The following is a 22,798-nucleotide window of genomic DNA, read 5'->3' on the forward strand; positions in this document are numbered from 1 at the left end:
TCACACATTCCACTTTTTATTGACGAAATTCATCTGTTGTTTTTTACCTTCATCTTTATTTTTAGATTCAAGCTATTTCCTTTTTATCATTGTCTCCCCCATCAATTAAACCAGCGGCCATGGAATCAACAACAAGAAAACCAGAATCCATACAAATTTCTGGTACCGCCGCCTTACTAAAGGGAATAAGAACTCTTTTACCTGTATTCAAACGTATTTCAAGCAAATCACCAGCCCCGAAATTAAAAAAACCACACACTTCACCTAAGATTTTTCCCCCACAATCTTGGACACACAAGCCTATTAAATCGACTTGATAAAACTCATCCTCCATCAAATCATCAATTAATTGATCGCGCGCCACATAAAGGCGAATACCTTTTAAAGACTCAGCCGCATTACGATTTTCTACCCCTTTAAAACGTACAATCGCCTTATTTTTTTGTATGCGAAGAGTTACAATTTCATAAGAACGCCCCATATCATCATAAAGAGTGCTGTAAAACTTGAAACGCTGTGGCTCAGCACTTAGAATTTTAACAAAAACATCTCCTTTTATACCATGAGGCATACCAATAATGGCAAGATAGACTTTATTTTTAAGCTTTTCTTTATTATACTTCATGCAAAAATATTATCTCTCAAAAATGAACCCTTCAATCTTATAGTTTTCTATTCAATCTTGTTGCCATATGAGACAATCTTCTAAAAGACCTTTCTTGGTAACAAAAACAAATTAATAAAGGAGAAAGTCTTATGGCAAATATTATGCTATTTTACAAAGATATCACACCAATCAACAAAATTTCCCATAAAAATCTAAAATTTGCTCCTCCAAGTGATATGTCTTTTGCCAAGGATACTCATTGGGTTCCTTTAGCAAGTACTGAATATTTTCAAGCAGCACTAGACTATCCTATTTTATTTATGTGCGCCGAAGATGAACAAAAAAAACGGCACTACACATCCGCAGCTCTTGTCGGTCTTTCTAATGACGAAAATGACTATATCGCTTCTGATAAAAGTTGGAAAAACAATACTTATGTTCCTGCTTTTGTCCGTCGCTATCCTTTTGTTTTGGCACAAATTAGCAATGAAAAAGAACTTTCTGTGTGCTTTGATCAACAGTCCGGTATGTTTAATGAAGTTGCAGGAACAGAACTTTTTAATTCCGATGGCTCTATTTCTCCTTTTATGGAAGAACGTATTCGCTTTCTTGAAAGTTTTAAAATCGCTATGGAGAAAACCTCTGAGTTTATTGATGCTCTTGTAGAAATGGATCTTCTAAGCCAAAAATCCATCAATGTGAAAAACGATAAAGGTCTCTCAGCGCAATTGGAACATTTTTGGGTTGTTGATGAAGAAAAATTGAATAAATTATCAGCAAGTCAACTTGCCAAACTTCATAAAAATGGCTTTTTAGGATTAATTTTTGCGCATTTGATGTCAACACACAATCTTGTGAAAATACTCTCTCTCAAAGGTGAAAAGCAACTTATCAATCGTGAAGAGCAACCCCAAAACAAGAATGGTCATTCTAACGATGAAAAATCTAAAAAGAAAGAAACTCTCAACTAGATAATGCCCATCAAAAACGACAAGAGAAAAGATGAAAATATTCCTCTCATTCCAGCAGACCATGCAATTTTAAACGCAAGGAAAAATTGGTTAGAGTGTCTTACCCAAACACGTCGTATGTCAGCACAAACAGTGCAAGCCTATGAACGTGATACGCGGCAATTTTTGTCTTTTCTCTGTCAGCACTTAAATCATACACCAACCCTTACAGATCTTGCTCATTTACGCATCAGTGACTTGCGTGCTTATCTTGCTTATCGGCGTACAAACAATGTAAGTGCGCGCTCTTTAAGCCGCGGAGTAGCAGGCATCCGTTCTTTTTTCAAATACTTATCACGTGAAGGAATCGTCAATGTTCCGGCGGCTCAACTTATCCGAAGCCCCAAACACCCCAAATTGCTCCCAAAACCTTTAGCGATAAAATCAGCACTTCACATAGTCAAACAAGAAAACCAGCTAGAAAATGAACCTTGGATTAGCGCTCGTAATGCGGCTGTCCTCATGCTTCTCTATGGCTGTGGAATGCGAATATCAGAAGCCTTAAGCCTCACACCAGAACAATTTTCTGATCCTGAAAAAACAAGTTTATTTATAACAGGAAAAGGCGGCAAAACACGCCTTGTTCCTCTCATCAAAATTGTTTACGAAGCTGTACAAAATTATCTCAAATGTTGCCCATATCCTTTAGTGGATAACCAACCCATATTTCGCGGGGCACGAGGCGGTCCCCTACAGCCCGCCATTATTCAGAAAACTGTACGCAACTTACGAGCAAGCCTTGGTTTACCAGAAACTGCAACGCCTCATACACTGCGCCATTCTTTTGCCACCCATCTTTTATCACGGGGGGGAGATTTGCGCACGATTCAAGAGCTTCTTGGGCACGCTAGTCTTTCCACCACACAAATCTATACCCACGTCGATACAGACCATTTGTTAAAAATCTATCAAAAGGCCCATCCCCGTTCCTAAAAACGTCTCATCAAAAAATTAGAGTGTTTCAACCTCAAGTGCCAAAGCATGAACACAAGTAGCTAACTCTTCTTGTAAAACTTTATAAATCGCTCGATGTATTTCTACGCGTGTCATATTAGAAAAAGAAGAAGATAAAATTTTCACTCGAAAATGTGTTTCTCCTTTACCATCAAAAGCATGTTCATTATGAGGATGTCCCTCATGAAGATGACTTTCGTTAATCACTTCAAGCTTTTGCGGATGAAAAGCATCCTGAAGCTTTCTCTGAATTATTGTTTCTATAAACATTTTTCATTCCTCAAACAAAATGAACGTGCAAAAATACACCTTTTTCATAATAGAATAAGTGTGAAAACAAATTTTTCAAAAGTCAATTCTTGTAAAATTAATCAATTTTGCATAAACCAATAATATGACAATAACATCTAAATTATTCGATTCAATTCGCATAAGCTCAAATAAAAAACAAAAAGCTGAGCCAGAAGCACAACAGTGTCAGTGGGAAGGTTGTGAAAAAACAGGGTCCCATAAAGCACCAGCAGGTCGAAATCACGAAGGACAATATTTATATTTTTGTATTGAACACGTACGCGCCTATAATAAAAATTTTAATTACTTCTCTGGTCTTAGCAATAAAGATATCGCAAAATTTCAAAAGGATGCTCTCACAGGACATCGTCCGACATGGCCTACAGATCTGAGCAATGGTACATCGAAAAAAACAGCCGCGAATTATGCAAAGATTCGCTCTGGCACAGCTGCCTATCAAAATCGCATGCGCGATCCCTTCACGCTTTTTACTGGGCAGCATTCAAGCAATAAGTTCTCACGAAAATTAAAGCCCTTAGAAGCAAAAGCTTTTGATACACTGGGACTACAGGCAAACGCTTCAGCAGAAGACATCAAAATGAAATATAAAGAGTTGGTAAAAAAGCACCATCCTGATTCCAATGGTGGTAATCGTGCTTCAGAAGAGCGCTTTCGTGATGTTTTACATGCTTACAATTTGCTAAAAAAGTCTGGTTTGTGCTGAAAACATGCGCTTATATGAGTCTATTTTCATTTAGACCATCATTATTTGCGCAAAATGTTACTTTTTTGCAAAACATTATAGAATACGTAAAAAAATCTTTCTTCAACATCTAAGGCTCTCATTATAGAGCATTGCATAAATACTTTAACTCTTGTATCGTTTCTAATGAATAAATAGCGTCCTCTCCCTTCCAGAAACATAATGACAAATCTTACCGTTGAAAATTTGCCCGATATTACACTTTGTGCTCGCGATCTATTTCATATTGAAACAGATCTGAAAGTCCCTGCTTTTAGCACAAAAAGTCCCCATGTTCCTGATATCGATCCTGATTATCTTTTTGATCAGCAAACAACTTTAGCGATTCTCGCAGGTTTTGCCTTTAACCGCCGTGTAATGGTTTCTGGCTATCACGGTACAGGGAAATCAACGCATATTGAACAAGTTGCTGCACGTCTTAACTGGCCTTGTCTTCGCATTAATCTTGATAGTCATGTAAGTCGTATCGATCTTGTAGGAAAAGATGCTATCGTTTTAAAAGATGGCTTACAAATCACTGAATTTAAAGAGGGCATTTTGCCATGGGCTTATCAAAATAATATTGCTCTTGTTTTCGACGAATATGATGCGGGGCGTCCCGATGTTATGTTTGTTATCCAACGCGTTCTTGAAACCTCTGGAAAACTAAGCTTACTTGATCAAAGCCGTGTCATCTCTCCCCATCCAGCATTTCGTCTTTTTGCAACGGCAAACACCATTGGTCTTGGTGATACAACCGGTCTCTATCATGGTACCCAACAGATCAATCAAGCTCAAATGGACCGCTGGTCTATTGTTACGATACTCAATTATTTACCCCATGATAAAGAGGTTAATATCATTTGTTCAAAGGTCAAATCTTTTCAAACGGCTGAGGGAAAAAAGACAATTTCACAAATGGTTCATGTTGCTGATATGGTACGCCAATCTTTTATCAATGGAGATCTTTCAACTGTCATGAGTCCACGTACCGTCATTACTTGGGCAGAAAATACAACAATTTTTCAAGATGTCGGCTTTGCCTTCCGATTAACCTTTCTCAATAAATGTGATGAACTCGAACGTACCACTGTTGCAGAATTTTATCAACGCGCCTTTGGACAAGAGCTTCCCGAATCACTCATTCATGGTGTTTCGCCTTAAGGAATCTGTCACTCATGGCTACCGATATTGGCGACAACAAAAATCTGGCAAAGGACTCTTCCAACAACACTCTTAATGCTGAAGCTTTTAAAAAAGCACTTTCCACCTGTATGCGTGCAATTGCAGGCACAAACAACCTTGAAGTTTCCTTTAGTCATAACCGACCATCTTTAAGCGAAAGTTGCGCGCGTTTACCAGAATTACCTCAATACGCAACGAATAAAGACATCACTATTACCCGCGGACTAGGTGATTCCATGGCTCTGCGCAAAGCATGGCATGACAACCGCATTCACATGCAATTTTCTCCACCAGAATCAGAAGCACATGCTATCTTTGATGCCCTCGAACAAACACGTATTGAAGCAATTGGTACTTTAGCCATGGAGGGACTTGCAAAAAATCTTGATGTCATGCTCGCCGATAAATACAAAAGAGCCCATTATCATAAGATTAGCAACCAAAGTGAAGCCCCCATCCAAGAAGCGATTGCACTTTTATTGCGTGAAAAAATAACAAAGCGCGCAGCTCCAAGAGAAGCGGGTCCTGTTTTAGAATTGTGGCGTCAAGAACTCGAACAAAAAGCAGCATCACAACTCAATGAACTCCCACATCATATTTACAACCAACAAGCTTTTGCACAGATTGTTCGCCAAATGCTTGTTACACTCAAAATGACAGTGCAACAAGCTGAAGCTTCTAACAGTGAAAACAATAAAAAATTAAAAAATGCGTGTGAACCTCAAGACCAAAGAGAAGAAGAGAGTAAAAACAAAAAACACGCTCAAAGTGAAAAACAAACCAGCACTGAACAAGAAAGTGATGTGCAAGATGATGGAAAAACACAAGCGACACAATCAAACAACAATGATCAAGCTGACGGCGAGCAAAAAAATGGACCTTGGCAAGAAAAGCCGAGCAAACCCAAACACCTTTTTTCTGATTCGGAACAAATGCAAAGACTTGGCAATTATAAAATCTTCACCCGTCAATTTGATGAAATTTTGGAAGCAACAGATTTTTGTTCTGAAAACGAGTTAGATCACTTACGCCGTTATCTTGATAAGCAAATCAATCATCTGCAAAACATCGTTGGACGTTTAGCAAACCGTCTCCAGCGCCGCTTGATGGCGCAACAAAATCGCAACTGGAACTTTGACCTTGAAGAAGGATATCTTGATACAACACGGCTTCCACGTCTAATTATTGACCCCATGCAACCCCTTTCTTTTAAAATGGAAAGCAACACCCAATTTCGGGACACAGTTGTTTCACTCCTCATTGATAATTCTGGCTCAATGCGCGGACGCCCCATTAGCGTTGCTGCAAGTTGTGCTGATATTTTGGCACAAACTCTTGAACGTTGTGGTGTCAAAGTTGAAATTTTAGGTTTTACCACCAAAACTTGGAAAGGAGGCAAATCGCGCGAACAATGGCTTACCCAAAACAAACTCCATAATCCTGGACGCCTCAATGATTTATGCCATATCATCTATAAAAGTGCTGATACCCCATGGCGTCGCGCACGACGCAATTTAGGTTTGATGATGCAAGAAGGATTATTAAAAGAAAATATCGACGGAGAAGCTTTGATTTGGGCTCATCAACGCCTTTTATCACGGCGTGAACAACGTCGCATCCTCATGGTCATTTCTGATGGTGCTCCTGTTGACGATTCGACACTATCGGTCAACTCCAGCAATTATTTAGAAAAACACTTACGCGCAGTGATTCAAGAAATCCAAACACACTCCCCTATCGAACTCATTGCCATTGGAATTGGTCATGACGTCACACGTTATTATCAACGTGCTGTAACAATTATGAATGCTGAAGAACTCGCCGACGCCATAACAAAACAATTAGAAATACTTTTTAGTGATAAAAGAACTCATATTCATAAGAAATAAACCTGCCTTGAATCAGCAACGATTACATTTTAAAAAATTATCTCTATCATTAAACCATCGGAATTTGATGACTAACAACCTGAGAAGATAATCCCACAAATTGAATATCGAACTTTAAGGAAGCTTCTACTTTACTGGATGCATTATGAATCCTAAAAGAAATGCTCCAACCATCTTCAAAAATTATAATGAGTTTGTTTTTACTTTCTGGTTTTAGTGCAACGGATAAAATTTTGCTTGGAATTTTCCATTTACGACCATATCCTAGAGTGCCATTCAAATTAAAAGACTGAATAATAACCCGTTTTTGTTTAGATCTTGTATCTATCATAATCTTATAAAAATCATAAGAACCTATAACATACTGAAACAATAGCTTCACAAATTTATCTTGATAATCTAAACAAAGCCTTTGAAGTTCTTTAGAAAAAGCTTCTAGGATTGGAAGATAAACTCTGCTGTCTTTATCCTCTATATCTCTAAAGAACATCTTCTTATCTCTAAGCTCTGCTAAATAATCAAAAATAGGCCTAACTTCATTGAAATAAACGCTGCTACAAGAATAACCTGTCCATTCTTTACCAAAATCTATTTTACTGGAAAGGCGAGGATGTTTGATAGCGCTATGATTATGTTTTGCAGAAATACCAATAGGATTTTCAGGAACTTTTAAATAATATCACGGACATCTCCTTTGATCCCAACAAAATCTTCCTGAAGAACAATAGTTTTCGTGTTTCTAATATTTTTATCATGTAATTGTAAAAAACGGCTGCTTCAATAGAAGCAAGATTTAAAAGCCTTTTTTCAGTATCATTAAATAAATTATAAAAAGACTCCGCTATTTGAAAAGACGAATTAAACTCTATAGAAGCCTTTGTTGCTTTTTTAAAACCCATAGCCAAAGCATATTCAAAGGCTTTTCCATTTTCTACCTGATTCATGCAATTTCCTAAAGATCCTTACTCAAAATTACGAGTTCATTTGATTTTTTATTGTTTCCCATACCGTAAGTCCATTCAGGATTAAGTATTGTATGTCCTTTATAAAGTTCTCTAACTTCCACACAATCATTATAAGATAAAACCCATCCTTGACGCTTTCTCAAAAGTTCAGCAAGAGCTTGATGATCAAAAGAATTATGTTTATCGCCTTTGTGACCATAAAGTTTTTGATTAATAAGGTACGGAGAATCACAATAAAGAAAATCGTTAGAGTGTTTAGGAATACTTTCTGTAAAATCTCTGTGTTCCACTATGAAGTTTTCAATCTTAAAATCTTTAAGCCGTTCAATAGAACGATAATTGAATCGGGGATGTCCTGGAGACATACCACCAGAAAGTGTCGTTCCGGAAAAAGAAGAACGATTAAGAACAAAAAAAACGGCAGCAATCTCTAATTGATTTTTAATATTCCCAAAAGTTTTTTGGAGATTATAAAACATTACGGGAGTCATATCTTCATATTCTCTCACTTTTTCTGCAAGAGCTAAAGCATCTTTCAAAAGCATCTGCCAAAAAATAACAAGCGGCTTAAAAGCATCATAAGCATAAACCCTTGTTCCTCTTTTTGCTAAGGTTAATTCAATTGAACCGCCTCCCACAAAAGGAGAACATAAAGTTTTCTGTTTCCTTATATAGTTATTAATAATCATAGGAACAGCACGACTTTTCCCTCCCGGATAACAAAGAGGTGATTTTACAATAGGCAACTCCCTAGTCTCTCTGTTTTTTCAAGGAAGTTAATACAAAATTATCAAATAAAGCCTCTGTATGATCTGTTTGATTTATCATTTTATTCATACTATCAGCTCCAAGTATCGCATTTCTAACCTACAATTATCTAAAATAAACACTCGAAGCGTTTGCCAAATTCTACAGAGATCGCATTATAACAAATTGTAAATTCATTAACATATCTGCACAAACATTTGTTACTAAAATAATGATAAATATCAGTATAACCAAATTTTAAAACTGTCAAAAAAGACTTGATACCATTGGTATTTATTTTTCTATTTATATACTACCCAAATGTATATCGAAATGTTTTTTCCTTTATAAGAACCAAGTTTCTTATAGCTCAAATAATCATAAGTAAGACATCACAACTCTTAACAAAACATTTTTGATCCTTTATAAGAGCTTTATTATCTGTTTTTAATGCTGATAAGATGCTCTTATCCCATACTGAATCAGTCAAAACCATTTCCTTACACATCGTAAGCATAGATGATGTATGGATAAATACAACTTGAGAAAAGAATCAAAATACCTCTTATAAATCCGCTTAAATTCTGCCCTTAGAGGACATAACTCCCCTCCCCTCTTCTTTAGCAAAACAAAAGAACAAAGACCATTATTTGTTACAAACAAAAGAAGAATCATCCTTTGAAGGACTTTGATAAAGAGGAAGCTTTACAATATTAAGAATTGTTCCATAAGGAATCAACATAAACAGGCTCATAATAATTTTTACCGAAAAATCACCAAAAGCAAGCGATAGCCAAACTGGCATGCCTATCCCTCCCAAAACAGTACTCTCCACTAGTGAACTATCAGCATAGCCTGTTATCTTATCAAGAACAGCAAACGAGCTAGAAAAAGCAAGAGCAAAAAACAGCACTGTATCCAAAGCTGAACCAACCAACGCTGCTGCTAAAGGTGCTTTCCACCATGTTTTACGTCGCAAAGGAGTAAAAACAACAATATCAAGGAGTTGCCCAAATAAAAATGCAAAACTAGAAGCAAGTGCAAGCCGTGGTGTCGCCAATATCCAAGAAACAAAGACACCCGTAAAAAAACCAGCATAAACCACACGCCGCGCAGCAGATGGACCATAAAAACGATTGGTCAAATCATTGATCAGAAAAGCAAATGGATAAGTAAAAGCCCCATAAGTCAACAGCTCATTCAAATCAAACCAATAGACAGGATATTGAACTAAAATATTAGAAGCCGTGACAGCAAGGCACATTGCAAAAATAGAAAAAACAACATACCTTTTCTTTTGCTGTTCTAATAAAGGACCGCTTGAAGACATTTTTTTAACCTGGGATATGGAACCAATAAAACAGAGCGATCAAAAAGAAAAAAGCCAAAAACAATAACGCTGAAAATTACGCTGCTTGTTCAGCCTTCTGCTCACCTTCTTGCTCAGCTTTTTTCTTAACGATTTGGCGTTTTAACAAACGCGCACGTTGTGACAACTCTTTATCGTCTGCTTTAATCAAAAAACCATCAAGACCACCGCGGTGCTCAACAGAACGCAATGCACTTGCTGAAATACGCAAGCGATAACTTTGCTGTAACACCTCTGAAATCAATGTCACATTGCAAAGATTTGGTAAAAAACGACGCCGAGTCTTATTATTCGCATGGCTAACATTATTACCATACAGAACCGTCTTCCCTGTCAATTCACATGCACGAGACATAAACTTCACCCTTAAACTCTAAGAAACTTTCAAATCCCCATACCCAAAGGACACAATGAACGCAAAACACGCGCAATGCAACCTTGAACGGGCATCATTGGGAAGTTTCTTTCTAATAGGGGGTCGACAACAAAAGGTCAAGTCTTTTATAAAACCTTTTTCATCTCTTGTTGGCTCATTTTTCATCTTTTTCCTCAATAAGGCGTGCAAATTCCACCAAAACGCGTACAAAATGTTTTTTTAATATATACATGTTAGAATAAAAGCCTATTGTCCCGAAAGGAAGCACAAATCATGAGCAAAAAAGAGCCCCCTATGACAAAGCTTCAGGGAAATTCTTGCCGTTTTTCTTCTTTTTTATTTGGAACTTTATGTATTTGTTTTTTTCTTCTCTTCAGTGCATTAGGTATATGGCAAGTACAACGGTTAAACTGGAAAACAAATCTTATCACCAGTACCAATCAACGCATTCATTTGCCCCCCATAAAAGCCCCTCCAAAAAATCAATGGTCAGATGTTACTTTTGAAAAATATGAATATCAACCTGTTATTATCACAGGAAAATTTTTAACAGATAAAAATATTTTAGTCACTGCTGCCGCTCAAAATACTACAGGCTATTGGGTTTTGACTCCTTTAAAAACTGCTGATAATACACTGATCTTTATCAACCGTGGCTTTATCCCCATGGATGAACGTAACAATTTTCAAAACTCAGAGCAATCGCATACAAATGCCTCATCTCAGCAAAATTCTACCACGGACACAGAACAAACAACGATTATAGGTTTATTACGCATGAGTGAAAAAAATGGATTTTTCCCGCGTAAAAATAATCCTGACAAAAATTTATGGTATACGCGCGATCTCCCGGCTATGGCACAAAAACTTGGTTTGTCCACTGTTGCTCCTTATTTCATTGATGCCAGAAAAACATCTCCACAAGCAAAACTTCCCGTCGTTGGTCTTACGATTATTCATTTTCGAAATAATCACCTCGTTTATGCAATCACGTGGTTTATTTTAGCTGCTGGTGTGTTAGGAGCTTTTCTTTTTCTGCTACGGCAAAAAAACTAAAAAAATACCTCTTCCATCTCAAGTAACAAAAATTTTTAGAATCTTGAAAACTGATAAAGAGAATAAAAGCTACCAACTTGCGCCTTTGTTAAATTAAAGATCATAGGCATACAATGAACTTTATACCATCCACAAAAGATTTACGCGACACTCTTAAAAAGAATTGTCATAAACGCTTTTGAAAAACATAAAGTCAAATTTAAAAATAATAGGAAAGATAGGCACCTATTTTTACCTTTATAATTTTATATTCTTGCTTCATTAGATTGTTTCCCATTTCAGAGATTACTCCAATTGATATACGCAATACTTTTCGCCTTCATCTAATATAAAAGCTAATATAGCAAAGAACATACGGATACATTTTTTGTTTCACAACTGCTATGAAGATGAGATATTGAGTTATAAGCAACAAAAAAACATTTAATGTCTCAATGAGACTTTTATACCTATCACCACACCTCAAATGAGAGGTTTTTACAGTATAATAGAAAAAGGTGAATCATCCTATATTCTAAAAAGACAGTTTATCCTTTCAGTGTATTTTGCTAAAGGCTTATGCTATAAATGTATAAGCTTGTTTTACTAGAATTTTAACTCTTTCATTTTTAAGGCTGCTGTTATGGGTGTTGTTGCCAAAAATTTTCCCGTACCTGATCTTCATCGGGTTTGTCGTGTTCTCTTTTCTGTGTCTGATAAAACGGGTGTGGTTGCTTTTGCACAAGCTCTTCATGCTACTTACAATGTTGAATTAATTTCAACAGGAGGAACAGCAAAAACCCTCATAGCAGCTGGTTTACCCGTAAAAGATGTTGCTGAAGTTACTGGATTTCCTGAGATAATGGATGGGCGTGTAAAAACACTCCATCCTTTGATTCATGGTGCTTTGTTAGGGGTAAGAGAAGATCCTAGCCATAGGGAAGCTATGGAAAAGAACAGCATTCATGGAATTGATCTTTTGGTGGTAAATCTTTACCCGTTTGAAGAGACGATCCTATCGGGAGCTGATGGACAAACGATTCTTGAAAATATTGATATCGGTGGACCGGCGATGATTCGCGCCGCGGCAAAAAATTATGCTTATACCGGTGTTGTAACAGCGATAAAAGATTATGATTCGATTCTAGCTGAATTAAAGCAGCATAATGGATGTTTAAGCTTATCTATGCGTCATCAGCTAGCAATGCGCGCTTATGCACACACCGCTGCTTATGATACGGCAATAGCATCGTGGTTTGCACGGGATTTAAAAATTGAAATTCCATCATGGCAGAGTTTTTCCGGTCATCTTGAAAGTGTTATGCGCTATGGGGAAAATCCACATCAACAGGCAGCATTTTATCGCAATAATGAAAAACGTTTTGGTATTGCAACAGCAAAACTTTTACAAGGCAAAGCGCTTTCTTATAACAATCTGAATGATACAGATGCAGCCTTTGAGCTTGTGGCAGAATTTGATCCGCAAAAAACCGCTGCTGTCGCTCTTATTAAACATGCCAATCCTTGTGGTGTTGCGGAAGGAGAAAATTTGAAAGAAGCTTATTTGAAAGCTCTTATGTGTGATAATGTATCGGCATTTGGTGGAATTGTTGCTTTAAATCAAACCCTTGATGAGGAATGTGCTGAAGAGATTGTTAAAATTTTTACAGAAGTGATTATTGCTCCTGATGCCACAATGGCGGCACGTGAAATTATTGCCAAGAAAAAAAATCTTCGTTTGCTCATTACAGGTGGAGTTCCTGATCCACGCTGTGGAGGACTTCTTGCGAAAACACTTGCAGGAGGTATTTTAGTGCAATCACGTGATAACGTGGTAGTCGATGATCTTAAATTGCAAGTAGTGACAAAGCGGGCACCAACTCAAGATGAAATGTGTGATCTTCAATTTGCTTTTCGTGTAGCAAAGCACGCTAAATCAAATGCTATTGTGTACGCGAAAAATAGCGCAACAGTTGGAATTGGAGCCGGACAAATGAGCCGCATCGATTCAGCCAAAATTGCTGCAAGTAAAGCAGCAGAAAGTGCGCAAAGAGCAGGCTTAACAGAAACTCTCACAAAAGGATCTGTTGTTGCATCAGATGCATTTTTTCCTTTTGCTGATGGTTTATTAGCAGCAGCTGAAGCAGGAGCAACAGCAGTTATTCAACCAGGAGGCTCCATGCGTGATGAAGAAGTTATCGCCGCTGCTGATGCACAGGGGTTAGCGATGGTTTTTACAGGAACACGTCACTTCCGCCATTAATAATTTTGCTGCTTTTCTTTTCGTATGAGACAAATGTTTCAAGGAATTTTTCATAATTATCGTATGACTATTGATAACTGTTGAAATGGAAGCAGTTATTCAATCCAAAGAATCTACACGTAAAGAAGTTTATCACCGCAGAAAATGCACATAATTTAGCCATTGGTTAGGGATAAGATGTTCTTGTTGATATTTCTAATGGTTACCCTTTCGCATGAGGAAAATGTTAAAGGGACATTATCTTGTATGTAGATGCATACCTGCTATGATATTATAACACAACTCTTTTTAGTAATATACTCTATTCTTAAACTAAAGAGTGTAATGAAAAGTTTGAGTAGAGGATATGAATATTCTACATTTTTATAGTAATTGGCGTCGTTATCGTCGAACCGTTAATGCGTTAAGTCGTCTTTCAACATATGAACTCAGCGATCTTGGAATTTGTCGAGGTGATATTGATTCAATTGCACGACGTTATTCGCGTAAATCTTTATGAAAATTGTTTGAGATATTTGAGAGAATGCTTTGCTATAAAAAAGTGCGCATTTTGTGGTTTGTTATTATGACTTCATTTTTAGTATAATAACAAAGAGCAGAGGGGTTATTTTTCTCGGCCATTGTAATGTATTGTTTCTCGAATTTTCAATGCTTCTGTGATGTACAACATTTGATTTGTAATAATAATTTAGCGTTATTCATATTGAATTAGAACTCCGAATACCGTAAAATTCTTCCATTTCAAATCTATGTATGTTGAATCAACCAAAACCATTCGCCTGCACGTTACAAGCGCGGGGAGAGCTGTATGGATAAAAGCTATTAAGAAAAGGCTAAAAATGCCTCTTATGAACCATCTCTAGTGCCAAGAGCTTGTTACAAACATTGGGCACTGATAAATAGTGTGATAGTGCCGAGCTGCTCCTTCATAAGCGTAAAGATGGGGGTGCTTAATGGATTTACCGTTATACCCATCACGGGCATCATCGCAAAATAGGCTTGGAAGCGTTAAGGGATTTTTCTTTAAAATAAGTCCGTGAATATACAATACAATAGCGCTCTGTTTTTCGTGAAGAGCGTAATCCTATTAATGCAACTCTCTCAGAGAGAAATATTGATCCCAACAGCACACTTAAAAACTTATCGAAGATAAGCAACGGCTTAATTTTCTCTCCATATCTTTAAAGGATCAAAATCCTTAACTAGTACTCATCTGTCAACAATGGTCTTTCAAAAACCTTTTTTTCTGAAGCCAATCCCTTTAGCATCACCTCATGAGATTCTATGAGCAAACCTTGCCTAAAAACATCCAACCCATACTCCCAAAAAATGCTTCGTGTATAAAATTGATATGATCTTCAAATTTTGAGAATATTACCACAATAAACGATGATGTTTTGCGACACGCAAGATAAAACGCAATATACTATGGGTTGGAACAATGTTCTAATTTTTTATCAAATGCTTTACGGATAAAACGCCAACGAACTTTTTCCTGAAAGGCAGGACGAAAATATAAAACAATCTGTTGTGTCCGTTGTGGACCTGTTAATTCTGCAAAATCAATCGAATCTTCAAGACAAATATCTGCGTCAGGCGATATAAAATACCATACTTGTTCGCTCTTCACGTTCTCGTTCTTTACGGCTAAACACACACGTTTGCCATCATAGTTAACTTCAACTTGTGGATGAAGATGAAACCGAACAGCAACATAATTTTGTTCATTTTGCACACTCTTGTGTCTCTTTCTCCCTTTATTTGGCATAAAAAAGCGATCAAAACCTTCGATCGTATCTCCATTTGTCGCCAAAATAAGACCACGCTCATGAATAAGATTAAAGGGTCGCACATAACCATTATGACTCGCAATAAAACCTGTCTTCTCTGAATCCTCTATACGGCACACTTGAACATCTGTTGGTCCATCAAACAAAAATGGCGCGCCATTTTTCTTTTTATGATAAAAAGCACCCACTGAACAATCATTAAGCGTAGCTGTTGAATGTGCTGCAGTAACACGCCCTAAATGTCGATACTCTTCCCGCCCATCAGGATTAACACCGGTATTGATAATAAAACGGTGCCCTTGTGAAGACATTTCAAAAGACAAACACCCCGAACAAGCCTGCTGTGCTACAGAGCGGGGTGGAAACTTTCCTGTATCTGCAAGCACTGTTGTTTGATTGGCTTTTAAGCGCTGAAATCCTGAATAACGGGCATAACTAAAAGGATGTCCTCCTGTTTCATCAAGCTCCAAAAGTGATGATAATCGTTCCGACACAAGGGGACCAACCCCATTAAAATGGGCCAACGTTTGATCCTCATGGATAAAGAATCGTAAAGCTGGCAACATACGCTCAACAGAATCAATCAAAATACGGGGTGCTGTTTCATTGCTACGCATAAAAAGATGCCGTAACGACAATAAATCCGATAACAAATTCAGCAAAATAACAGGACTACGGGAAATATGCCCACCATCAACTAGGATTTGACGAGAAAGCTCCTCTATAAGTGTGGTTTGTACCTTTTTTTTCACTGCCGCAGAAACAGGCAAAGCAAGAGATGCAAACGTCAAAGCTACTGCTGCTTGTAAACGTTGATCATTGTGCTCCATACTACAAATTGTTACGCGCAAATAACGAAATTGCAAACCAAGTGCACGCAAAAAGCGTTTTTCAAACCGCTCACTTGCCCCTTCTAACAACATTTTCGAATGACAAATCCATGAAATCAAGCGCCGCGCCACAACAGGACTACTCCAAGCAAGCCCTTTTACCTTCTTGCCAGCATGGTCAAACCAATCTTCTAAAAGAGAGCGTGCATGTGCAGAAGCTAAATCACTTCCTGCTGCCTCCATATGGCGCAACCAATGAAAATCATGTAGAGCCGCTTCCCATTCTAGCGTTGGTGGAACCAATGAAAACGGCGAAACAGCACCAGAATGAACAATGTGACCAGCAAAAGCAAAACGACCATGATAAAATTCATGCGCCATCATCGGATCAGCTACATGCAAATCCATGGGATGCGCTAAAATTTTATGAGGACGAAACCCTGAAAATCGCCAACGAAACAATGGTCCAACCCATAAACGCCGCATAACATTCTGTATCGTATCGATACAGGCTGCCACTTTTACCTGAGGAGCTTTTACCGCAACCGCCAAAATTTCATCTCCATTTATGCTGAATCAAATACAATTTCGACCATTTTTGTAAATGAAGCGTTAATTAAGCAATTTTTCGTAAGCGCGCAGCAAAAAAACCATCCATTCCTAAAAATACGGTTTTCTCAGCATCAAAATTTTTATGACAAAAATCCGCAGGCGTTGTCCGTAACATCCCCCCACAAAGCAAATGTTCCAGTGCTCCCATTTCCTCTGGATAAATAGGGTCTAAAACAATGTCATTGCGTGTCGATAAAATTTTCTCAATAAGATCTTCACCTTCTTCTCTTGCCAATGAACAATTGGAAAAAACAATCCGCCCCCCTACCTTCACCAAAGAAATTGCTGCGACAAGCAAATCATATTGCAACGCCGCTAACTTGACGATATCTTCCCTCGATTTCGTCCATAAAATATCTGGATGACGACGGATTGTTCCTGTAGAAGAACAAGGAGCATCAAGAAGAACCACATCAAAAAGCTGTGTGGGATAGAAATTTCTCACATCGCCCTGCCAAATGTGAACTGAAAAATGAAGCCGTTCCATATTTTCTTTTAAACGCTTTATGCGGTTAGCAGAAAGCTCAATTGCAGTCACCTCAGCCCCTTGCAAAGCCAATTGTGCTGTTTTTCCTCCAGGGCTCGCACAAAGATCAGCAACGCGTTTACCCTCAATATTCCCAAGTAAACAAGCAGGCAAAGCTGCTGCAAAATCTTGGACCCACCAAGACCCTTCACGATAGCCTGGTAAATCAGAAACAGAACACTCCAGACGCTTCAATCGAACAGAACCATTGGGCAATACCACACCGCCAAGCCTTTCAGCCCATCCACCACTATCAGATTTTACTGTCAAATCGAAAGGAGGTTCCACACTTTGAATTGCGATAATCTTATGCGCCTTTTCTGTTCCATAAGCTGACACTAAAAGCTGTCCAAACCACGCTGGAACACCTTCAATGGTAGGAACTTGTTGGCGTAAAGGCTCTGCCTCACGCGCAACATTGCGCAAAAGAGCATTCACCACCCCTGAAAAACGGCGCATTCGAGGATCAAGTTTCGCCACACGGACAGCTAAATCAATAGTCGCATGATCGGGAATATCAAGATAAAGAATTTGTGCAACACTGATATGCAAAAGATGCTGAAGTGAAAGTGCTTGTGAAGGCAAAGGACGCACCAAAAAGCGTGAGAGAGCCGCCATAATCTGCCCTCGATGACGCAATGAAGCTGTTAAAATAGCCCGACATAACAAACGATCTCGTTGTGAAAGCTTCAAATATTGTGGATGTCCGTGTTCATTATCCGTCAAACCAGACAGAGGCGTGTACTTATCAACTACCGCCCCCAAAAGACGCACACACACCTGTCGAACAGCTAATCCTGGAACATTTTTTTCAGACACATGCCCCGCTTTTTTGTGTTTCAAAACACCACCTTTATATCACTATTTTCTCAAGAGCTCCCTCAATAACTCTATGAACCAGATCTTTTTGAATTTTCATAACGAAGCCAAGAGGGACGTTTTGTAACACGCTGAAAAGAACTGTTTTCTTGCTCACCTAATGCATGAGTCTGACCACTATGAAAATCTCCATAGTTCATCCCGCTGCTTTTTTCATGTATAGCGTCTTCTTTATTCCATCCCACACTTTTGGCAAGAGCCCCTTTCATCTCTTCTGCTTGCTGATAAAGAGCAGCGATACGATTTGCAGTTGCTGGATGTGTCGAAAAAAGACTATCCGCTCCCTCACCGCTCAAAGGATTAATAATAAACAGATGCGCGGTTGCTGGATTATGCTCTGCTTCTTCATTATATACCCCACGTCCTCCATCAGCAATCTTACGCAATGCCGAAGCCAACCATAAAGGATTACCACATATTTCAGCCCCTCTACGATCCGCAGCATATTCCCGTGTACGGCTAATCGCCATTTGCACCAGCATCGCTGCAAAAGGCGCCACGAGCAATGCAATAAATCCTCCAATTGCCCCAGCGCCATGAGAATCTTCTGAAGAATTACGCTGTCCTCCCCCTCCCATAAAGAAAGCAAAATTACCAAGCATTGAAATTGCCCCTGCAATCGTTGCGGTTAGAGTCATTGTTAACGTATCACGATGCTCAATATGTGCGAGCTCATGCGCCATAACGCCGGCAATTTCCTCAGCGCTTAACCGCTCTAACAACCCAGTACTTGCAGCAACAGCTGCATTTTGCGGATTACGTCCCGTCGCAAAAGCATTTGGCTGTGCATTCTCAATAACATAAATTTTTGGTTGAGGAAGAGAAGCTTTTTTAGCTAAATCGCTTACAATCTTATAATAAACTGGTGCTGAATGCTGATCAACTTCACGCGCCCCGTACATGCGTAAAACGATTTTATCTGAATTCCAATAAGAAAAAAAGTTTAAACCACTTGCCATTAAAAGAGCAATGACCATGCCACCACCCCCTCCAACAAGATAACCAACTCCCATAAAGAGAGCAGTTAAAAAAGCCAAAAGCATAGCTGTACGCATTATATTCATTACTCAAAAAACTCCATGATAAAAGTCAATCAATACTATATGATGGTGTTTTCTTTCTGCTTCTTCAATGGAATAGGTGTAAAATGAATAAAAAAGATGAGAAAACAAGCAAAAAAAATGCAACTGTCATTAAACAGCAATCTCTTTCTCCCGCAGCACAACGCGCCCTTAAAGAAGCTGAAGAAAGACGAAAACGCGCAACAAAAAAAGAACAACCTTTAGAAAACGGCGGACGCGGCGGCAAAGACCCTTCCCGCTATGGAGACTGGGAAATTAAAGGCCGCGCCATTGATTTTTAAAACCATTGATTTAAAAAAACCAGCGCGATTTAAACAAGCAACTTTTTAAAGAAAATCCGTTTTTGATAGACAAAAACGGATAATATTTATTTTTCTAAAGCTTTTAAAAACACATTGATTAAACAACCATGCTTCTTATGCTGTAGCAGATTCTGCTTCAGCCGCTGCCGCTGCTTCTTCTGCCGCTTGCTTTGCTGCTGCTATACGTTCTTGTGCTTTTTTACCCGGTTCACCTTTATGTGGATTATTACGAGTTGGACGCTTTTTCAAGCCAGCTGCATCTAAAAACCGTAAAACGCGATCTGTTGGTTGAGCCCCTTGCCCAAGCCAATATTGGATACGTTCTTCATTAAGTTTCACCCTCGGTCCATCTTTAGGCAACATTGGATCCCATGCACCAACACGTTCAAGAAACCGTCCATCGCGCGGACTACGAACATCTGCAACGACGATATGATAGTAAGGACGTTTTTTTGAACCTCCACGGGACAAACGAATTTTCAATGCCATATTTTATCTCCTATTGTCAGCTCTGGCTTTCGTTTAAATTGACTTTTTTTGTTTTTTGCTCTTCAGCAATAACTTCATGATGACTCACAACTTCTTTAATAATAAATTTTAAAAATCTTTCAGCAAAATCAGGATCAAGATGACTATCTATAGCCAATTGCCGCAAACGCGCTACCTGATATTGCTCACGCAGAGGATCTACTTTAGGCAAATCATAATGGGCTTTTAAGCGCCCAACAGCTTTCGTACAACGAAACCGCTCTGCTAAGATATGAATCAAGGTTGCATCAAAATTATCAATGGATGCTCGTAAATGTGCCAATTCGTTTAATACTGTTTCCTGCATTATATTCCTTTCCCTCTTTACATCTTATTTTTTCTTAGGATGCTGAGGAAAATTTCCCCCATCGACAATGCCATTGGAAAGACCAGGAAATGTAGATCCACGCTTAGGAAGTCCGGGCAAGAGCTTCCCTCCATTACCATTTTCAATTTGCTTTTGAAGCATTGAGAATTGCTTTGGATCCAATCCCGACAAATCCGGCATAGCTGGAGAATCCCCTCCCAAGTTTCCCATACCACCAAAACCCATTTTGGAACCAAGGCCTCCCAACATTTTTCCCATAAAACCACTTTTTCCTTTACCACCCATAGCTTTCATCATATCAGCCATTTGGCGATACATCTTCAAAAGTTTATTAATATCAGCCGCTGTCGTACCAGACCCCTTAGCAATTCGTTGTTTGCGGCTATGTTTTAAAAGCTCTGGATTCGCCCGCTCTTTCGGTGTCATAGATGAAATAATGGCCAATTGACGATCAAACAAACGATCATCAAACCCCGCAGCCGCAATCTGCTCTTTGACCTTCCCCATTCCTGGCAACATGCCCATAATACCGCCCATTCCACCCAGTTTTTTCATTTTCTGCAACTGTTCTGCAAGATCATTCAGATCAAATTTTCCGGCTTGCATTTTTTTTGCAAAAGCAGCAGCTTTCTTGTGATCCATTGTTTCTGCAGCTTTTTCAACCAAAGAAACAATATCCCCCATTCCGAGAATACGATCAGCAATACGACTGGGATGAAATTCTTCTAAAGCATCTATTTTTTCACCAGTTCCAATTGCTTTAATTGGTTTACCTGTAACAGCACGCATAGAAAGAGCAGCGCCACCACGCCCATCACTATCCATCCGTGTTAAAATAATCCCCGTAATCCCTACACGCTCATCAAAAGAACGAGCAAGATGAACGGCATCTTGCCCCGTCAAACTATCAGCCACCAACATAATCTCATGAGGAAGGGAACATGCTTTAATTTCAGCCAATTCGAGCATCAAAGCTTCATCAATATGATTACGTCCTGCTGTGTCAAGAAGAAGCACGTCATAACCACCCAATTTAGCAGCCTGCACGGCACGTGATGCAATATCAACGGGCAGCTGACCCGCAATAATAGGCAAGCTTGCAAGTTTTGCCTGCTCTCCCAATTGGCGCAATTGTTCCTGTGCAGCGGGACGGCGTGTATCTAATGACGCCATGAGAACTTTTTTATTGTGCTTATCAGTAAAACGTTTTGCAAGCTTTGCTGTTGTGGTTGTTTTTCCCGAACCTTGCAAACCAGTCATCATGATAACAACAGGAGCTGGTGCATTTAAATCACTCAGAACGCTTTCATTTCCAAGAATATGAACCAATTCATCATGAACAATTTTAACCACCATTTGGCCTGGTTTAATTGATTTAACGATTTCGGCCCCAACAGCTTTTTCCCGAACTCTATCGGTAAAAGAGCGCACAACATCAAGAGCAACATCAGCTTCCAATAAAGCGCGACGAATTTCACGCAGCGCCTCTACAACATCCTGATCCGATAAAGCGCCACGTCCCGTCAAATGAGACAGGATAGAACCAAGTCGCTCTTGCAAGGATTCAAACATCATTTACCTCATTGTTGCATAACAAACAAACCAAAATAGCATCCGAGAACGCATCGCGCCGTCGGATGTTGACCTCTGAGATCTCTTTATACCCTTAAACCGGGGTCTCAGTCGGTGGCTCCAAGTTAATTTTGTCACTGAAAGCTTGCTCCTTCAAACAATAAAACCCCAGCTTTGTCAAGTTTTATCATAAAATGTCTTTTTATACGAAGAAATAAAAACAACAAATACTATACTTCAAAACTTTCAACTTCAACACGCATAAAACAACCTGTTTCCTGTTCCATGCTCCATAATTTTCCGCTAGAGATATCAAACCAAACCCCATGCAATGTCAAAAAACCTTGATCTTTGCGAAGCTTTATCCACGGAAACGTCTCTAAATTTCTCAACGAATGGCGAATAGAAAGCTGCTCTAATGCCGTCTGTTTTTCTGGCCACGACAACGACTTATTATTCAAAACAACTTCTGCTGCTGGAGCTAAGAGACTTATCCATTGACCGATAAAATCATTTGATAATAAAGATTTATATGTCTCATTAAGAGCAGTACGAATGCCTCCACAATGGGCATGACCAAAAACGACAATATGTCTCACCTCAAGCAATTGCACAGCATATTCAAGAGCTGCTGATGTTGCGTGATATTGGTCATCAGGAGAAAAAGGAGGAACCACATTCGCCACGTTGCGCAGAGTGAAAATTTCCCCTGGCTTAGCATCAAAAATCATTTCTGGTACTGCACGCGAATCACAACAAGCAATGACCAAAACTTCAGGTTTCTGCCCCTCAATCGCCAATTGCTGATAATCTGCTATTTTATATAAAAAATGATTGTTTATAAAGTTTTGGTAACCACTTAAAAGTCTTTCTGGTAAATGCGCCATTCTCTCTTTACTTTTGCTTCTTTTTTTAC

23 protein-coding genes are annotated in these 22,798 nt (G+C 38.8%); 9 read left to right on the plus strand and 14 right to left on the minus strand.

Annotation, left to right across the window (positions count from 1 at the left end):
- Positions 1–67: 67 nt before the first annotated feature.
- Positions 68–625, minus strand: coding sequence for a ribosome maturation factor RimM (gene rimM, locus ACFIME_RS07540; protein WP_375639818.1), 558 nt, complete (start codon positions 623–625; stop codon positions 68–70).
- 131 nt (positions 626–756) lie between these two features.
- On the opposite strand from rimM, the gene ACFIME_RS07545 reads away from it, so the two are divergent.
- Positions 757–1,578 (plus strand): SapC family protein, encoded by an 822-nt coding sequence (locus ACFIME_RS07545; RefSeq protein ID WP_375620953.1) that lies wholly within the window; start codon positions 757–759, stop codon positions 1,576–1,578.
- 3 nt (positions 1,579–1,581) lie between these two features.
- On the plus strand, positions 1,582–2,550 hold the full coding sequence (locus tag ACFIME_RS07550) for a tyrosine recombinase XerC (RefSeq protein WP_375684744.1): 969 nt from the start codon (positions 1,582–1,584) through the stop codon (positions 2,548–2,550).
- 18 nt (positions 2,551–2,568) lie between these two features.
- Here the strand turns inward: ACFIME_RS07550 and ACFIME_RS07555 are convergent, their stop codons facing one another.
- Entirely contained in the window at positions 2,569–2,841 is a 273-nt protein-coding gene (locus ACFIME_RS07555; protein WP_375612716.1) for a BolA family protein, read from the minus strand.
- Positions 2,842–2,965: 124 nt separating this feature from the next.
- Here ACFIME_RS07555 and ACFIME_RS07560 point away from each other — a divergent pair, with 124 nt between their 5' ends.
- From ACFIME_RS07560 to cobT, 3 genes are all read left to right on the plus strand, one after another.
- On the plus strand, positions 2,966–3,586 hold the full coding sequence (locus ACFIME_RS07560; RefSeq protein WP_375606021.1) for a J domain-containing protein: 621 nt from the start codon (positions 2,966–2,968) through the stop codon (positions 3,584–3,586).
- A 201-nt stretch (positions 3,587–3,787) separates the two neighbouring features.
- Positions 3,788–4,768, plus strand: coding sequence for a cobaltochelatase subunit CobS (gene cobS / locus ACFIME_RS07565; protein WP_375684745.1), 981 nt, complete (start codon positions 3,788–3,790; stop codon positions 4,766–4,768).
- A 14-nt stretch (positions 4,769–4,782) separates the two neighbouring features.
- Positions 4,783–6,678 (plus strand): cobaltochelatase subunit CobT, encoded by a 1,896-nt coding sequence (gene cobT, locus ACFIME_RS07570; RefSeq protein ID WP_375684746.1) that lies wholly within the window; start codon positions 4,783–4,785, stop codon positions 6,676–6,678.
- A gap of 49 nt (positions 6,679–6,727) precedes the next feature.
- Here cobT and ACFIME_RS07575 read toward each other — a convergent pair whose 3' ends face one another.
- From ACFIME_RS07575 to rpmB, 5 genes are all read right to left on the minus strand, one after another.
- The gene (locus ACFIME_RS07575) at positions 6,728–7,330 is read right to left on the minus strand and encodes a HaeIII family restriction endonuclease (protein ID WP_375684795.1); all 603 of its coding nucleotides are present in this window, start codon (positions 7,328–7,330) and stop codon (positions 6,728–6,730) included.
- Positions 7,331–7,337: 7 nt separating this feature from the next.
- A complete protein-coding gene (locus tag ACFIME_RS07580; RefSeq protein ID WP_375684747.1) occupies positions 7,338–7,622 on the minus strand; it encodes a hypothetical protein in 285 nt (94 codons plus the stop codon).
- Positions 7,623–7,630: 8 nt separating this feature from the next.
- Positions 7,631–8,389 carry a DNA adenine methylase gene (locus ACFIME_RS07585; RefSeq protein ID WP_375684748.1) on the minus strand — a complete coding sequence of 253 codons (759 nt, stop codon included), beginning with the start codon at positions 8,387–8,389 and terminating at the stop codon, positions 7,631–7,633.
- Positions 8,390–9,036: 647 nt separating this feature from the next.
- The gene (locus ACFIME_RS07590; protein WP_375618314.1) at positions 9,037–9,720 is read right to left on the minus strand and encodes a VUT family protein; all 684 of its coding nucleotides are present in this window, start codon (positions 9,718–9,720) and stop codon (positions 9,037–9,039) included.
- 76 nt (positions 9,721–9,796) lie between these two features.
- Positions 9,797–10,114, minus strand: coding sequence for a 50S ribosomal protein L28 (gene rpmB / locus ACFIME_RS07595; RefSeq protein ID WP_375622115.1), 318 nt, complete (start codon positions 10,112–10,114; stop codon positions 9,797–9,799).
- Positions 10,115–10,408: 294 nt separating this feature from the next.
- Between rpmB and ACFIME_RS07600 the strand changes: the two genes are divergently transcribed.
- The 3 genes from ACFIME_RS07600 to ACFIME_RS07610 all read left to right on the plus strand — a co-directional run bounded on the left by ACFIME_RS07600 (position 10,409) and on the right by ACFIME_RS07610 (position 13,932).
- Entirely contained in the window at positions 10,409–11,191 is a 783-nt protein-coding gene (locus tag ACFIME_RS07600; RefSeq protein ID WP_375618316.1) for an SURF1 family protein, read from the plus strand.
- Positions 11,192–11,813: 622 nt separating this feature from the next.
- Entirely contained in the window at positions 11,814–13,433 is a 1,620-nt protein-coding gene (gene purH, locus ACFIME_RS07605) for a bifunctional phosphoribosylaminoimidazolecarboxamide formyltransferase/IMP cyclohydrolase (RefSeq protein ID WP_375684749.1), read from the plus strand.
- 346 nt (positions 13,434–13,779) lie between these two features.
- The gene (locus ACFIME_RS07610) at positions 13,780–13,932 is read left to right on the plus strand and encodes a DUF1127 domain-containing protein (RefSeq protein WP_375684750.1); all 153 of its coding nucleotides are present in this window, start codon (positions 13,780–13,782) and stop codon (positions 13,930–13,932) included.
- A gap of 927 nt (positions 13,933–14,859) precedes the next feature.
- On the opposite strand, the gene ACFIME_RS07615 is transcribed toward ACFIME_RS07610, so the two are convergent.
- From ACFIME_RS07615 to htpX, 3 genes are all read right to left on the minus strand, one after another.
- Positions 14,860–16,605 carry a heparinase II/III family protein gene (locus tag ACFIME_RS07615; RefSeq protein WP_375684751.1) on the minus strand — a complete coding sequence of 582 codons (1,746 nt, stop codon included), beginning with the start codon at positions 16,603–16,605 and terminating at the stop codon, positions 14,860–14,862.
- A 64-nt stretch (positions 16,606–16,669) separates the two neighbouring features.
- Complete coding sequence (locus ACFIME_RS07620; RefSeq protein WP_375662041.1) at positions 16,670–18,034, minus strand: RsmB/NOP family class I SAM-dependent RNA methyltransferase; 1,365 nt, start codon at positions 18,032–18,034, stop codon at positions 16,670–16,672.
- Positions 18,035–18,081: 47 nt separating this feature from the next.
- Positions 18,082–19,134 carry a zinc metalloprotease HtpX gene (gene htpX / locus ACFIME_RS07625; RefSeq protein WP_375633592.1) on the minus strand — a complete coding sequence of 351 codons (1,053 nt, stop codon included), beginning with the start codon at positions 19,132–19,134 and terminating at the stop codon, positions 18,082–18,084.
- Between the two features lie 83 nt (positions 19,135–19,217).
- Here htpX and ACFIME_RS07630 point away from each other — a divergent pair, with 83 nt between their 5' ends.
- Positions 19,218–19,433 (plus strand): DUF1674 domain-containing protein, encoded by a 216-nt coding sequence (locus ACFIME_RS07630; protein ID WP_375606032.1) that lies wholly within the window; start codon positions 19,218–19,220, stop codon positions 19,431–19,433.
- Positions 19,434–19,568: 135 nt separating this feature from the next.
- Here the strand turns inward: ACFIME_RS07630 and rpsP are convergent, their stop codons facing one another.
- From rpsP to ACFIME_RS07650, 4 genes are all read right to left on the minus strand, one after another.
- Positions 19,569–19,943, minus strand: coding sequence for a 30S ribosomal protein S16 (gene rpsP / locus ACFIME_RS07635; RefSeq protein WP_375612227.1), 375 nt, complete (start codon positions 19,941–19,943; stop codon positions 19,569–19,571).
- A gap of 16 nt (positions 19,944–19,959) precedes the next feature.
- Positions 19,960–20,289 carry a chorismate mutase gene (locus ACFIME_RS07640; protein ID WP_375633593.1) on the minus strand — a complete coding sequence of 110 codons (330 nt, stop codon included), beginning with the start codon at positions 20,287–20,289 and terminating at the stop codon, positions 19,960–19,962.
- A 24-nt stretch (positions 20,290–20,313) separates the two neighbouring features.
- Positions 20,314–21,882 (minus strand): signal recognition particle protein, encoded by a 1,569-nt coding sequence (ffh, locus tag ACFIME_RS07645; RefSeq protein WP_375633732.1) that lies wholly within the window; start codon positions 21,880–21,882, stop codon positions 20,314–20,316.
- Between the two features lie 230 nt (positions 21,883–22,112).
- Positions 22,113–22,769, minus strand: a complete 657-nt coding sequence (locus tag ACFIME_RS07650; RefSeq protein ID WP_375684752.1) for a carbonic anhydrase — start codon at positions 22,767–22,769, stop codon at positions 22,113–22,115.
- Positions 22,770–22,798: the final 29 nt, after the last annotated feature.

It is taken from the genome of Bartonella sp. AP1QHHD (assembly GCF_042196265.1).
Taxonomy (GTDB): domain Bacteria; phylum Pseudomonadota; class Alphaproteobacteria; order Rhizobiales; family Rhizobiaceae; genus Bartonella.

Coding starts and splice junctions, on each gene's coding strand:
- ACFIME_RS07600 (WP_375618316.1), top strand. CDS start 10,409: ATGAGCAAAAAAGAGCCCCCTATGACAAAGCTTCAGGGAAATTCTTGC.
- rpsP (WP_375612227.1), bottom strand. CDS start 19,943: ATGGCATTGAAAATTCGTTTGTCCCGTGGAGGTTCAAAAAAACGTCCT.
- ACFIME_RS07650 (WP_375684752.1), bottom strand. CDS start 22,769: ATGGCGCATTTACCAGAAAGACTTTTAAGTGGTTACCAAAACTTTATA.
- ACFIME_RS07560 (WP_375606021.1), top strand. CDS start 2,966: ATGACAATAACATCTAAATTATTCGATTCAATTCGCATAAGCTCAAAT.
- ACFIME_RS07640 (WP_375633593.1), bottom strand. CDS start 20,289: ATGCAGGAAACAGTATTAAACGAATTGGCACATTTACGAGCATCCATT.
- ACFIME_RS07555 (WP_375612716.1), bottom strand. CDS start 2,841: ATGTTTATAGAAACAATAATTCAGAGAAAGCTTCAGGATGCTTTTCAT.
- cobS (WP_375684745.1), top strand. CDS start 3,788: ATGACAAATCTTACCGTTGAAAATTTGCCCGATATTACACTTTGTGCT.
- ACFIME_RS07630 (WP_375606032.1), top strand. CDS start 19,218: ATGAATAAAAAAGATGAGAAAACAAGCAAAAAAAATGCAACTGTCATT.
- htpX (WP_375633592.1), bottom strand. CDS start 19,134: ATGAATATAATGCGTACAGCTATGCTTTTGGCTTTTTTAACTGCTCTC.
- ACFIME_RS07580 (WP_375684747.1), bottom strand. CDS start 7,622: ATGAATCAGGTAGAAAATGGAAAAGCCTTTGAATATGCTTTGGCTATG.
- ACFIME_RS07610 (WP_375684750.1), top strand. CDS start 13,780: ATGAATATTCTACATTTTTATAGTAATTGGCGTCGTTATCGTCGAACC.
- ffh (WP_375633732.1), bottom strand. CDS start 21,882: ATGTTTGAATCCTTGCAAGAGCGACTTGGTTCTATCCTGTCTCATTTG.
- ACFIME_RS07590 (WP_375618314.1), bottom strand. CDS start 9,720: ATGTCTTCAAGCGGTCCTTTATTAGAACAGCAAAAGAAAAGGTATGTT.
- cobT (WP_375684746.1), top strand. CDS start 4,783: ATGGCTACCGATATTGGCGACAACAAAAATCTGGCAAAGGACTCTTCC.
- purH (WP_375684749.1), top strand. CDS start 11,814: ATGGGTGTTGTTGCCAAAAATTTTCCCGTACCTGATCTTCATCGGGTT.
- ACFIME_RS07545 (WP_375620953.1), top strand. CDS start 757: ATGGCAAATATTATGCTATTTTACAAAGATATCACACCAATCAACAAA.
- rimM (WP_375639818.1), bottom strand. CDS start 625: ATGAAGTATAATAAAGAAAAGCTTAAAAATAAAGTCTATCTTGCCATT.
- rpmB (WP_375622115.1), bottom strand. CDS start 10,114: ATGTCTCGTGCATGTGAATTGACAGGGAAGACGGTTCTGTATGGTAAT.
- ACFIME_RS07550 (WP_375684744.1), top strand. CDS start 1,582: ATGCCCATCAAAAACGACAAGAGAAAAGATGAAAATATTCCTCTCATT.